This window comes from Rhizobium oryzicola, from assembly GCF_030504645.1.
In the GTDB taxonomy this organism is placed as follows: Bacteria; Pseudomonadota; Alphaproteobacteria; order Rhizobiales; family Rhizobiaceae; genus Neorhizobium; species Neorhizobium oryzicola.
This window is the reverse complement of the sequence record NZ_JAUKWQ010000008.1, coordinates 182,743-195,151: the sequence shown is the minus strand read 5'-3', so window position 1 is coordinate 195,151 and position 12,409 is coordinate 182,743. Positions and strand designations below refer to the sequence as shown.

The following is a 12,409-nucleotide window of genomic DNA, read 5'->3' as shown; positions in this document are numbered from 1 at the left end:
TGGGTAATGACGCGCAGCAGCTTCGCGGTGCTGCAGCGGCCATGCGCTCTTCGACATCGGCCCCTGCGCGTGCACCGGCTGCACCACGTGGTCGCACCGGCAATGCCGCTGTCGCACCACAGTGGGAATCCTTCTGAGGCCATTCAGCCTCAAGCGCAGATGACCAATCACGATAGGCCGGCGATCCAAGCGCCGGCCTTTCTCATGAATGATGGCAGTTTTCACTTGCACCGACCTGACTTGTCATATAAAGATATCTTTATATGTTGATTGTATCGGGTGCTGGTTCCATGGCTTTGCCGCTGGACAATTTGGTTGATGTATTGAAGGCGGCCGGTGAGCCGACCCGCTTTCGTCTGTTGGCCCTGCTCGCATCCGGCGACTTGACCGTCAGTGATCTTACAGAAATCCTCGGCCAGTCGCAGCCGCGTATTTCGCGTCACTTGAAATTGCTTGCGGAAGAGAATCTGATCGAGCGCTACCAAGAAGGTGCTTGGGCCTATTTCCGGCTGCGCCAGGATGGGGAGGCGGCATCGCTTGCCAAGACCTTGCTGGCGCGTGTGAATTCCGGCGATCCTGTTCTTCAGCGGGATGGCGAGAGACTTTTGACGGTGAAGCGGGCGAGGGCGGAGCGCGCCCAGGCGTATTTCAGCCGCAACGCTTCCGAGTGGGATGAGCTTCGCCGCCTGCATGTCAATGATGCGCAGGTGGAGCGTGTGCTTATCGACCTGCTGGGGGATGAGCCGATCGACTCCCTGCTCGATCTCGGTACCGGAACGGGCTGGATTTTGAAGTTGTTTGCCCAAAGCTATCGGCGAGGGCTGGGCATTGATGCCAGCCGCGACATGCTGTCAGTCGCCCGTTCGAACCTCGACAAGGCAGAGATCACCAAGGCTTCGGTGCGCCATGGCGACATCTTCAACCTGCCCGCCGAAAGCGGTGATTTCGACCTGATCACAATCCATCAGGTGCTCCATTTCCTGGATGAGCCGGAGCGCGCCATTGCCGAAGCAGCTCGCGTGCTGCGTCCTGGTGGTCGGCTGATCATCGTTGACCTTGCCCCGCATGCGCTGGATTACCTGCGCGACGAGCACGCGCATGTGCGTCTCGGTTTTTCGCACCAGACCATGTCGGAATGGCTGGAGAAGGTCGGCCTGTCCGTCGAGAAGGTTTCCGACCTGCAGCCCTCGGGCGCCAAGGGGGCGCCTTCGCTCACCGTTTCCATCTGGCTGGCCCGCGCGGCCGAGACGCCTGTTGCCGTGACTGCGGCATCCATGATCAACACCATACCGGAAGTACGCCCATGACCCTTGCAAGCCCCGCCCACGGACCGGACGAGCAGCTTCGCATCTCATTCGAGTTCTTTCCGCCCAAATCCCCTGATATGGAAGACCAGCTTTGGCAGACGGTCGATGACCTCTCCGACTGGAATCCGGATTTCGTTTCCGTGACCTATGGTGCTGGTGGCACGACCAAGGCACCGACCTTTGCCGCCGTCGAACGCCTGATCTCCGTCAATGGATTGCCGACGGCGTCTCACCTGACCTGTGTCGATGCGGACAAGGCGGAGACGCACAAGGTGATCGAGGATCTGCGTGCACTCGGCGTGCGTCATATCGTGGCGTTGCGCGGTGATCCGGCTGCCGGCATCGGTACGGCCTATGCTCCGCATCCGAATGGCTATGCCAATGCCGCCGAATTGGTGGTGGGGCTGAAGGAAATCGGCGGTTTCGAAATCTCCGTTTCCGCCTATCCGGAAAAGCATCCCGAGAGCGCCGATGTGGCGCGCGACATCGAGATGCTGAAGCGTAAGGCGGATGCGGGTGCCGACCGGGCGCTGACGCAATTTTTCTTCGATAACGATGTGTTCGAGCGCTATATGGATCAGGTCCGCGCAGCCGGAGTCAAAATTCCGGTCATTCCGGGCATCATGCCGATCCAGAACCTCACGCAGTTGAAGCGTTTTGCCAGCCGTTGCGGCTCGTCCGTGCCGTCTTTTCTGGATGCGCGCTTCGCGGGCTATGACGACAAGCCGGAAGACCGCGCCAAGGTGGCGGCGGATGTCGCTGCCGAGCAGATCGAGGATCTGCGCCGCCGTGGCATCCACGATATCCATCTCTACACGATGAACCGCTCGGCGCTCGTCTCCGCAGTTCTGGAAAAGGTTGGGAAGGTAAAAGTAAAGCGAGCCCAGGCCGGGGCTGCGGCCTGAGCTCTGCTTGAGATCAGGATGGGGCGGTCCTCCCTGACCGCCAAATCCATGTTCAAAACTGTGTCTGCCGACTATCCGGGCACTTGCCGGAGACCGGCCCCCAACAGCGCCGTCGCTTAGATGAAGAGCATCGATGCGACGAAGACAAACGCTGCACTGACGAGAAGGACATTGAAGGAATGCGTGCGTTCCATGATTGCCTCCTTACGTTGACGCTCAAATTGTATGTGCAGAAACACCGGCTTGGAAAGCGAATAATATGATGCGCTGCATCATGAGCGAGCGGTTCAAAATGTGGTTTTAGAGACTAAGTCTCTGAAAATCCTTGGAATCTGTGTTAACGGATAGCGTTTAAATTCCGTGAATAAAAAATGTCGCAGCGTTAACAACCGTCACATTGCGTGAGATTTTGGCCTGTTTTGTCACAGCGACTGACGTTGTCCACAGGTACTGCAAGCCTCTCGGAAAGCTATTGCTGCAGTGCACAGGCATGAAAAAAGCCGGCGCAAAGGCCGGCTTTGGATCGATCCGTCGAATCGTATGTTCAGAGCGCTTGCAGCAAGGCGGCATCCGGCCAGCCATCTGCCGGCAGGCCGAGACGCTTCTGTTCCTTCTGCACCGCTGTGCGCGTACCGGAACCCAGAATGCCATCGATCTTGCCGACATCATGTCCGCGCGCTTCCAGCTTTGTCTGGAGTGCCTTCATGGATGCCTCGTCCAGGTTTGGTTCCGGGTTGCCCTTGAGGTAGGTCGGGGCGCCAGCCAGACGGGTTGCGAAATAGGCGGCAGACGTCGTGTAGATGAACGACTGGTTCCAGTGCAGGTAGATGCCGAAATTGGGATAGGCGAGGAATGCCGGCCCCTTGCGGCCCTGCGGCAGAACGAGTGCGGCATTGAGGTTACCGAACTTCGTATCGCCATCGCGGGGCTTCACGCCGAGCTTGAACCATTCGGACGCAGGGATCTCATTGCCGAGGCCGGATTTTTCCCAGGGCAGTTCCGCCGGCACTTCCACTTCCTGCAGCCAGGGTTCTCCCGCTCGGAAGCCGAGGCCCTTGATGAAGGCGGCGGCTGTCAGGATGGCATCCGGTGCGCTGGTCTTGACGTTGATATGGCCGTCGCCATCGCCATCGATACCGTAGGCAGTGATGTCTTTCGGCAGCATCTGCACCTGGCCGATTTCACCGGCCCAGGCGCCCGTATTGGTATTCGGGTCCAGATCACCATGCTGAACCATCTGGATCAGCGCCATCAGCTGCGGACGGAAAAGCTCCGGACGGCGGCAGTCATGGGCCAGCGTAACCAGCGCGTTGCGCGTGTTGAAATCGCCCTGCACGGCGCCGAAATCCGTTTCCATGGCCCAGAAGGCGGTGATCACGCCGGCGGGCACGCCGAATTCTTTCTCGGCGCGTTCAAAGACCGGTGCCAGTTGCTTGAGCTTCTGGCGACCGATGTCGAGACGAGCCTGGCTGACGGTACGCTGGGAGAATTCCAGGAAGGTCTGACGGAAGACGCCCTGCGCGCGATCGCGCGCCAGAACCTTCTGGTCGATCTGTGCGCCAGCCAGCGCCTTGTCCGCGGCGCTGGCGGGAACGCCTGCGGCAACAGCCTCGGCCTTCACATTGGCCAGAAACGCGTTCAGATCTCCACCGCAGGCAGGTGGCGCGGTCTGCGCGGAAGCAATGGACGAGCAAAGGGCGGTAAAGGCAAAAGCCAGGGTGACAGGGCGTGCAAACTTGAGCGGCATGGCGTTCCTCTTTCGGGTCTTCGCTTCTCTTCTCCAAGTTAATGTGACAGAAGAGAGGCGGAAGAACGGATGCCGGCCTTACATCAGTTTATCACTTCTATCGCAAGTGCGAAGGGCGCCGAAACGCGCGGTTTCGCGGGCAAATTCGCGCGCCTTGGCGCATCAACGCGGCGCCACCGTAGAATTCAGACGGTATGCGTGTCCAAGTTCGGGTCAATTGACCGGCTTGCTGACCGCAGCCACCCAGTTGCGCCAGTTCTTCTCAGTGCCGGCGAAGACGTTGATGTCGGTCTCGCCCTTGATGCCGGGAACCACGCCTGTGGACGTGTATTGCCAGAAGGCCCAGCGGCGCGCTTCGTAGATCTTTTCCGGATGAGCCGCAACGGAACGGACCCAGAAGTGATAATCCGGGAAATAGCCGACGAGATTATCGCGATGGAAGTCGACGGATGTGTAGATGATGGGGCGCTTGCCGTAATAGGCCTCAAGCCGGTCCATGAACCGCTTCATTTTTGCACGAACGGTTTCCGGGTCCGGCTTCAGGCTGCAGGTCTTGGAAGCATGGTTCCATTCCACATCCAGCACCGGCGGCATTTGCATGGATGCCTTCGGTACGTTGGAAATGAACCAGTCGGCCTGCTCGTCTGCGGATGAGCAGAAATAGAAGAAGTGATAGGGCGCGTGCGGAATGCCGGCGTCGGCTGCTTCCTTCCAGTTCTTCACAAAGGTTGGATCGATGACGTCCTTGCCTTCCGTCGCCTTGATGAAGACGAAGGAGATGCCGGATTTGCTTACCGTCTTCCAATCGATATCGCCATTCCATTTGGATACGTCGACGCCGTGGATGCGATGCATTTCCGGTTTCTTCGGACCGAAATCCTGCGGCTTGTTGTCGTGGAACTTCGGCTTTGGAATGGCAGCCGTTTCCATGAAATCATAGCTCGTGGACGTGCAGCCGCTAAGCAAGAGGGCAGAACTGAGAAGAGCGATCAGGAGCCGAGACATAGACATCCCATGGAAAACGGGTTCGGGTTTGCTCTTCTTTTGACTCGCCGCGCGACACGATCGCGAGCGAGGTAAAGAAGGACGAACTCCTTATTCACCATAACGACGTAAATATTCGGTTAGAGCAAGTCTCAGATATCACTTCTTGCTTATGAAAGGTGACGCCGGATGACGGCACGCCAGGCGTAACCCCCGCCAATGGTCTCAAAAGCCATGTCGGCGCTAGCGGCTGCCGATTTTTGCTCCAGCACTGCACGCAGATCCGGGCGCGGCGTGACATGGAAACGGGCGAGCCAGGCTTTCAGAGCTTTGCCGAACCATTGCGGCAGATTTTCCTGCTGACCGAAGTCGACGATATGCAGTGATCCGCCGGGCACCAGGGCAGCAAGCGCCGAGTCAATGGCGCCATGCCAGTCGGGGATCATGGAGAGCGCGTAGGAAATCATGATGCGCTCGAAACCTTCTGCTCCGAATTCCGCAGGAGTGAATTTTGCCGCGTCCTCCGCGATCAGATGCGGCTGCACGGCCTTGCCGCGAAAATTGGCGCGCGTGGTTGTCAGCATCTCTTCGGAGATGTCGAGCCCGTAAAGTCGCGCTGCCGGATAAAGCCGGTGCGCAAGAAGCAAGTTACGTCCTGTGCCACATCCCACTTCCAGCAAACGGCCGTCAAAGGGCACATGCAGGCCGGCAATCGTGCCATCCCGGCCCAGCAGATAATACTTGCGGGTGAGGTCATAGATGTGGCGCTGATAGCGGTACATGCGGTCCATGCGGTCGGCATGGCTATCATCGCCCATCGGCATCGTCTCACCCAGATTGGTCATGCCGTTCTCTCGTAAATGTGGAAGCCGCCATAAATTGCAGAGCGATCCTGCAGGTTCAGTGCAGTGGAGCGCTCTTCCAAGTAATTCCACTGTTCGCGGATCGCCGGCGAAAGGCGACCCTCGATGACGCTCTTTTCTGCAGCGGTGCGGAAGATCACGCGTGCCTTCGACGAGGCTGTGCGGGTGATTTCCGCCCACAGGTCGTTCAACTGGCGATCGTTCATCCAGTCCTGAGCGTCTAGCAGAACGTAGCGGTCGACGCTTCCTGCGGTCTTGTGCGAGAGAAGCTCGGTGAAGGTCGCGTGGTGTACAATGACATTGCCCGCGTTCTCGCGAATGGCGCGGTAGTGCTCTGCGCGCAGATAGGTCGGCAGCGAACCCTCTTCCGGACGCGGATAACGGCGGGCAAAAGCCTGCCAGGCGAAATAGTTATCCCTCAGCGGGAAATGGCAGGCGAGTTTTTCCAGTCGCTGGCGCAGAACCGGCGCAATCGAACCCTCGGCGGCAACGCTTGCCAGTTCGTCATACTGCTGCGGCGGAATGCCAAGACCGAACAGCGAACTCTTGCGGCTGGTAATCCAGCGGATAACGGGGCGGTCGAACAACGGTGCGATCTTCGTCTCGAAGAACTGGCGCTGTTCGCGCAGCGAACGGGCCTGCGTCATTTCGGTCAGGTCGACGCCATGCATGCGGGCCAGAAGATGGCCGACGGCGATGAAGCGGCCGAGAAGCCCGGTGCGGTAGATATTGCGATCGAAGACAGATACCCGGCGCTGGCCTTTGATGTTACGCTTTTCCCAGTAGGCGCGTGTCACCGGGTCGAGGCCAGGAGCGATGAAGCGGTCGAAGGCCTTGCCATTGACGCCTGTACCTTCGGCAGACAGAAAGCGAACCACGTCGGCATGGCCGGGCAATGTCTCGAATGCCTTCAACTTCAAACGGTTGAGCGCGATGTGGTGCGGATTGAGATCGACCACGTCGATGGAGCGTGGCGCGCGGGAGAGATAGGCCAGCATGTTGCAGCCGCCGGAGCCGATGGTCACGATGCTCTGGCCTTCGGAAAGATCCATGGCTTCCATGTCGACGTCAGGATCTTCCCAGATCTGCGGATAGACAAGGCCGGAAAACAGAAGGCCGAATAGCCGCTCTGACATGCCGCTGGCCGACAGCGGCCGGTGCTGCAGTAGAGCCGTCTTGAGTTTCCCGTTCTTCAGGAAACCAGCTTCGGGTGCCGTATGCGCCATGATCGAATCTGCCCCTCTTTATTGGCTCGGAAGCGTGTAGACCGGGCGTGCAACATTTTAATGACGTCCACATTGTGGACATCTGCGTTGAGCATTCTCAATAGCGCAGGGAGGCTTGCGCGATGACGCGATATGGGGAATGGGAACGCTGGCGGTCGTTTGGAATTCAAAATAGGCGAATGCCGTTCAGCGTCCTGGCAGCCTAAGCGCCGTATGTCTTGGCGCGATAGACAAATTGTTTCGAATGATGGGGTTATGCTCAAACTGACAGATATCTGTGCAAGAGTGCAGCCCGCAAGAGTGATCCGAATTGGAGAGAACAGATGCGCTTTGCGTCCCGCTTCCTGAAGCTCATACTTCTGGTTCTCCTCTTGCTGGTCATGGGTGGTCTTATCTGGGTTTATGCCGCACCCAATGCTTTGCTCCGGATGGGTAGCGCCTACGCCGCTAAGATTGTTTGCTCCAACGTTTTCATTGCCGGACGCGATGCCGATAACGTCCTGAGCGAGGACATTCTTCCCCAGGGAAATCGTGTGCTGCATCTGCTTGGCGTGCAGGTTGATCGCGAACACCAGTCGGTGCGGGCGTCTTTCCTCGGACTTGTTGCAACGCGCGTCGCGATCTATCGCCCCGGTCTTGGCTGCACCGTCGTGCCACGAAAGGCCGAAATCGTTGCCGTTTCGGCTCCAGCACCGGTTCCGGCTCCTGTTGTGGCTGATGCCCCCTGGCCAGAGGGTGAAAAGGCGGAGCCCACCGCAGGGGTGTCTGCGGTCCTTGCGCGCAAAAATCTGACAGGCGTCGGGATGCGAGCCGTAGTCGTCGTTCACGACGGTCGCATTGTGGGTGAAACCTATGGGGCTGGCTATTCGGCCCAGACACCGCTGCTAGGCTGGTCCATGACCAAGACCGTCAATGCGGCCCTCATTGGCATGATGATGAAGGACGGAAAGCTGCGTCTCGATGACAAGGGGTTGATGCCGCAATGGCAGAACGACCCGCGGCGCGATATCAAGCTCAGTCAGTTGCTCGGCATGGAAAGCGGGCTTGAGTTCCAGGAAAATTACGGTTCCGTCACGGATGTGACGCGCATGCTGTTCCTGGAAGGCAACATGGCGAAGTTTGCCGCCAGCCGCAAAATGGTCGCGGCGCCCGGCCAGAAGTTCAGCTACTCCTCCGGCACGTCCATGATCCTTTCCGAAATCTGGATGGATCGTTTGGAAAGCCGGGACGCCGCTTGGCGTTACCCGCGTGATCGTCTGTTCGCGCCGCTCGGCATGAGCAGCGCGGTATTCGAAGTCGATGCAGCAGGGACCTTTGCCGGTAGTTCCTATCTCTATGCGACGGCACGTGACTGGGCACGTTTCGGCCTTTTCCTGGCGCAGGGCGGGGTGTGGAACGGCGAGCGGTTGTTGCCTGAAGGATTCGTCGAGAGCATGTCGCAGCCGACCGCTGCCTCGGGGGGGCGCTATACGCGTCTTCAGACGTGGCTGCCGATGAGCGACGACAAAACGCGCCTGCCCTCAGACACATTCGTGCTGCAGGGGCATGACGGTCAGACAGTCTTCGTGATGCCGTCGAAGAAACTGGTGGTCGTGCGAATGGGCTTCACGCCGATGCGTACCCACTACAAGGCAGCCGATCTGGCTGCAGCCATCGCCAAATTGTACTGAGGTATCAGGATCATTCGAGCGTGCCGCAATATGCGGTAACGCTTCCAAGCTTATCGCTTTGCTATGAGTTGACACCATCGGCCTGAAACGCGCGGGAAATCCAGGCGATCTTCAAAGCAAAGGGCTACCCAGTGTCAATGCGCCAAGCTCAACCAGAGTGGTTGAGCGATCTGCGGCCTACATCTCCTATCGCAGTGCGCTAGAAGCCTTAGTGGTCGCTGATCTGCTGCAACATGTCCTTGCGCTTAGCATCGTAATAATAGCCGCGCGCATACAGGCTAATGGCGTTGTTGGTGTCGTTCTCCGCAACAAGCCAGGCGCCACGCAGGTATTTGATGGCGTATTTGAGGTTTGTTTCTGGATCGAGAAGACCCTGCGGTGTGCCCTGGTAACCCATGGCACGTGCCGTGGAATACTTGATCTGCATCAGACCGAAGAAGCCGCGTTTGTTATAGGCGCGCGGATTGTACTTGCTCTCGCGGTGAACCACGCGATGTACCAGTGCTTCAGGCACGCCGTACATGCCTGAATAGCGCTTGATGAGCTTGTTCAGTTCCGGCGTGCTGACCTGCGCCGTTTCCGGAATCGGAGCGCCCGGAGCGGGCGGGAAGAAGTCGTTGGAGAGCGCCGTCACCGGCTGCGTGCTTCCCGCATAGGCTAGCATGGAAGATGTTGGCGCTGGTGACTGGGCCGTCTTCGGGCGCGGTGTCGGAATGGCCGTATAGGAAGCGGTCACTTCCGCTGGAAAGGCCTGGATCTGCGGCATTGCCGTGATCATCTGCTGCGGCTGCCCCGGCTTGGAGATCGGAGCCGGTGCGCCGACTGCATCAAGTGTCGGCTTCAACATCGCCTGATTGGCGGTGGCCACGTTGATTGCCTGCAGACCGGGCGTCGGCTGCGCGGCGTTTGCAAGCCCAAGCGGCTGTGTCTGCTGTTGCTTGGCTGCCAGAGAGGCGATCACCGCGTCATTCTGTGCAGTCAGAGCGGATCGACCAGTCGGAAGAGCCACAACGTGAATGCGGTCACCCTTCTCGGCGACTGTGGTCGTCATGCCAGCTGGAACGGCGACGGGACCAACCTGTGCAGGAGCGGTGGCGACAACCGGCGTGCCAGCCCCAGCAACGATACGGCCGGTCTTGCCGGCAGCCTGTGTGCTTGCAAGCTGATTTGCGGCTTCGATGGTGGGTCCCGCTGCAGCGGTTGCGACCTGAGTTGGTTGCGTATGCTTGGACGCGTCCGTGGAAGCCACGTCGGTCTTAGCGCTCGCGCTTGGACCCTCGGCTTTTGATGACGTCTGAACGCTCGAGCAGCCGGAAACCGCCGAACAAATGGCAACAGCTACAACCGCGTTGCAACCGAGAATACGGGTTATTGCCATCGTGTCACTTTCATGAAGATGTTTGTCCCCAAGCCCTTCGGCATCCCTCTATCGGAAGGATTCCTTAACGCATGAAAACGCTTGCGGCAAGACCGCCGGGCGTCATGCCGCAATCTGACGGTACCCGGCTGTGACAGCGCGACGTGCGATGAAGCGTGTGCGGGGCTTGTGCCAGGTGGGATTTTGCTTCTGAATCAAACGGATGCGGCGTGCGACCCGCTCGGCGGACAACGTCTGGATAAGCGGGGCGACAAAACCACTCACTGCCATAACAGTTAACAAAGGGATGAGGCTGGCAATGTCAGTCACGGTCGAATCGAGCGATTGAAGCAGCAGCGAAACGAGCGCCAACACCAGTTTCAAACGCAAAGCGTGGCGCGGCAGTTGTACGGCAGCGTGGCTCATCGCGCGCACGGGCAGGTTGTCATTGTCTGCAATGCGCAAGGAAACACGCTGCTGCAGCGACCACAGAAGATAAAGCACGAGATAGCCGACGCCCATCCAGCGGGCGACTGCAATGATCGCCGCAGGCGCTTGTCCAATCGCCAGCCAAATCAGAAGGGCGGCGGTTACGGTCACCGAATACGCCAAACCGATGGATAGTGAAAGAACCGCCGCGCGGGCGCGACCAAAGGACAGAGCGTAATCCAGCAGCATGCGTCCGGCAGGCGAGGGCAGGAGGAAGGCGAGCAAGGCCAAGGCTGATAATACCAGCAGGGTGTCCGCGCTCATCCAAATCCTCCCAGACCGGAATGTGTCTCCCGATCTCTCCCTGAAATCGATCGATATCCTCGATCTGTTAAGCCGGGCGGAAGGGCTGGCCGATGAAGTCCATCACCTCGCCGAACCACTTGGTCGACAGATCGAAATGCTTTCCACCTTTGATACGATGGAATTCGATGGTGCGCAATTTGCCATTCTGATCTTCGTCATGGCCCGTGACGCCGGAAACTCCGTTCAGCGCACTTTCTACCGCGAGATCGACCATGCCCTGAATGAGGCGCAGGTCATCGCCATTGGCGGGGGCGGAGCGGGCATAATAACCGGATTTCTGCACCATGGAGCGCTCGGCATTGAGACGCGGAGCGAAATGGGTCTGGAACCAGGAGCCGACATTGATGGTGTCGAGTTTCACATGGCCGAATGCATCGCGCTTCACGGTCTCGCCTGCGGCTTCGCGTTCCGCCACGATCGATTCGAGGCCCGCGCCTTCCGATACGAACAGCGTCACGAAGCCGCATGAGTCCATGATCTTGTGCAAGCGTTCCGCTTCCGCTTCCAGATCAAAGGCCATCTCGGGCAGGTAAAGCCCGTCGATGTTCTTCATCTGCGTATTCATCATCAGGCCTTCGACATATTCATTGTTGCAAGTCGAGTCGATGTAAGCCTTGGCGGTTGCGGCCGTCAGCCAGCCGCAATGGCGCCCCATAACTTCGTGGATGACGAGCGTGCGCGGCGCTGCACTTTGTTCATTGCTGACGTGATCGAAGAAATGCGCGCCAACTTCGGCGGCGGTCCAAGCGCCCAGCGATTGGCGGATCGGCACGACGTCGTTGTCGACGGTCTTCGGCAGGCCAACCACGGTCAGTTCATAGCCGTTGGCGCCCAGATAGGCGGCAAGGTCGGCAGCTGTCGTGTTGGTGTCGTCGCCGCCGATGGTGTGGAGAATCGTAACGCCATCGGATGCCAGGCGTTCGGCGGCCACCCGCAAAGGATTCTCGCCTTCCTTGACGAGGCCGCGCTTGACGCAGTCTGCCACATTGGTGAGCTTCACGCGGCTGTTGCCGATGGGCGAACCGCCGTAGCGATGCAGCAGGTGGGCGCGCTCCCGCATCTCAGGCGTGATCTCGATACGGTCGCCTAGAAGAACCCCCTGATAGCCAGAGCGATATGCGATGATCTCGGCATCGGGTGCAACATCGCTGTAGCGCTGGATCAATCCGCCCACCGCCGAGGAAAGACAGGGAGCCAAACCACCTGCCGTCAGCATTGCTACCTTCTGCTTGGCCATCGAACCTCCTTCGCGCATTTTTGCGCCTTGCCAAATATGTGCGGGCATTAGGTGCGTCACGTAAACGCAGCTGTAAAGTGAATTTCTCAAGAAAATCCGATATTTCGCACCTGTGAAGGCGTCTTGTCCGTTTCAATCGGTTCAAACGCGGCGGCGGATAAACGCGCCCTCCGCCTGGCTGTGGAAATCCCGCTGGACTCACTCTAGAACAGCAGTATCCAAACGCGGACCGCGACAGTGTCCAATCCGCGCTAGGCCGTTTGCCGTAGTGTGAAGAAAGTTTAATCACCGTTCACGAGCCCGCGACTTGCCAAGGCC

General features: G+C 58.8%; 10 protein-coding genes. 3 read left to right on the top strand and 7 right to left on the bottom strand.

Annotated elements, in window-relative coordinates:
- The first annotated feature begins 263 nt into the window (after positions 1 to 263).
- Both Q2T52_RS20735 and metF read left to right on the top strand, forming a co-directional pair.
- Positions 264 to 1,307: an ArsR/SmtB family transcription factor gene (locus Q2T52_RS20735; protein WP_436799563.1), complete on the top strand. Its 1,044-nt coding sequence runs from the start codon at positions 264 to 266 to the stop codon at positions 1,305 to 1,307.
- Positions 1,304 to 2,212, top strand: a complete 909-nt coding sequence (gene metF, locus Q2T52_RS20730; RefSeq protein WP_302078754.1) for a methylenetetrahydrofolate reductase [NAD(P)H] — start codon at positions 1,304 to 1,306, stop codon at positions 2,210 to 2,212. The genes Q2T52_RS20735 and metF overlap by 4 nt, the downstream gene beginning before the upstream one ends.
- A gap of 544 nt (positions 2,213 to 2,756) precedes the next feature.
- Here the strand turns inward: metF and Q2T52_RS20725 are convergent.
- The 4 genes from Q2T52_RS20725 to Q2T52_RS20710 form a co-directional block, all read right to left on the bottom strand.
- Complete coding sequence (locus Q2T52_RS20725; RefSeq protein ID WP_302078753.1) at positions 2,757 to 3,959, bottom strand: lytic murein transglycosylase; 1,203 nt, start codon at positions 3,957 to 3,959, stop codon at positions 2,757 to 2,759.
- Positions 3,960 to 4,172: 213 nt separating this feature from the next.
- The gene (locus tag Q2T52_RS20720) at positions 4,173 to 4,964 is read right to left on the bottom strand and encodes a glycoside hydrolase family 25 protein (RefSeq protein WP_302078752.1); all 792 of its coding nucleotides are present in this window, start codon (positions 4,962 to 4,964) and stop codon (positions 4,173 to 4,175) included.
- Positions 4,965 to 5,113: 149 nt separating this feature from the next.
- Complete coding sequence (locus Q2T52_RS20715) at positions 5,114 to 5,788, bottom strand: class I SAM-dependent methyltransferase (protein WP_302078751.1); 675 nt, start codon at positions 5,786 to 5,788, stop codon at positions 5,114 to 5,116.
- Complete coding sequence (locus Q2T52_RS20710; protein ID WP_302078750.1) at positions 5,785 to 7,032, bottom strand: BtaA family protein; 1,248 nt, start codon at positions 7,030 to 7,032, stop codon at positions 5,785 to 5,787. Before Q2T52_RS20710 ends, Q2T52_RS20715 begins: the two co-directional genes overlap by 4 nt.
- 323 nt (positions 7,033 to 7,355) lie before the next feature.
- Between Q2T52_RS20710 and Q2T52_RS20705 the strand changes: the two genes are divergently transcribed.
- Entirely contained in the window at positions 7,356 to 8,702 is a 1,347-nt protein-coding gene (locus Q2T52_RS20705; RefSeq protein ID WP_302078749.1) for a serine hydrolase domain-containing protein, read from the top strand.
- A gap of 208 nt (positions 8,703 to 8,910) precedes the next feature.
- Here Q2T52_RS20705 and Q2T52_RS20700 read toward each other — a convergent pair whose 3' ends face one another.
- The 3 genes from Q2T52_RS20700 to Q2T52_RS20690 form a co-directional block, all read right to left on the bottom strand.
- Positions 8,911 to 9,951: a transglycosylase SLT domain-containing protein gene (locus Q2T52_RS20700; RefSeq protein ID WP_302078748.1), complete on the bottom strand. Its 1,041-nt coding sequence runs from the start codon at positions 9,949 to 9,951 to the stop codon at positions 8,911 to 8,913.
- Between the two features lie 231 nt (positions 9,952 to 10,182).
- Positions 10,183 to 10,812: a hypothetical protein gene (locus Q2T52_RS20695; protein WP_302078746.1), complete on the bottom strand. Its 630-nt coding sequence runs from the start codon at positions 10,810 to 10,812 to the stop codon at positions 10,183 to 10,185.
- A gap of 67 nt (positions 10,813 to 10,879) precedes the next feature.
- A complete protein-coding gene (locus Q2T52_RS20690) occupies positions 10,880 to 12,091 on the bottom strand; it encodes a pyrophosphate--fructose-6-phosphate 1-phosphotransferase (protein ID WP_302078745.1) in 1,212 nt (403 codons plus the stop codon).
- Positions 12,092 to 12,409 lie beyond the last annotated feature (318 nt).

Bases quoted from the DNA above. Each gene is read 5' to 3' on its own strand.
- Q2T52_RS20735 (WP_436799563.1), top strand. From the start codon at position 264: ATGTTGATTGTATCGGGTGCTGGTTCCATGGCTTTGCCGCTGGACAAT.
- metF (WP_302078754.1), top strand. From the start codon at position 1,304: ATGACCCTTGCAAGCCCCGCCCACGGACCGGACGAGCAGCTTCGCATC.
- Q2T52_RS20725 (WP_302078753.1), bottom strand. From the start codon at position 3,959: ATGCCGCTCAAGTTTGCACGCCCTGTCACCCTGGCTTTTGCCTTTACC.
- Q2T52_RS20720 (WP_302078752.1), bottom strand. From the start codon at position 4,964: ATGTCTCGGCTCCTGATCGCTCTTCTCAGTTCTGCCCTCTTGCTTAGC.
- Q2T52_RS20715 (WP_302078751.1), bottom strand. From the start codon at position 5,788: ATGACCAATCTGGGTGAGACGATGCCGATGGGCGATGATAGCCATGCC.
- Q2T52_RS20710 (WP_302078750.1), bottom strand. From the start codon at position 7,032: ATGGCGCATACGGCACCCGAAGCTGGTTTCCTGAAGAACGGGAAACTC.
- Q2T52_RS20705 (WP_302078749.1), top strand. From the start codon at position 7,356: ATGCGCTTTGCGTCCCGCTTCCTGAAGCTCATACTTCTGGTTCTCCTC.
- Q2T52_RS20695 (WP_302078746.1), bottom strand. From the start codon at position 10,812: ATGAGCGCGGACACCCTGCTGGTATTATCAGCCTTGGCCTTGCTCGCC.
- Q2T52_RS20690 (WP_302078745.1), bottom strand. From the start codon at position 12,091: ATGGCCAAGCAGAAGGTAGCAATGCTGACGGCAGGTGGTTTGGCTCCC.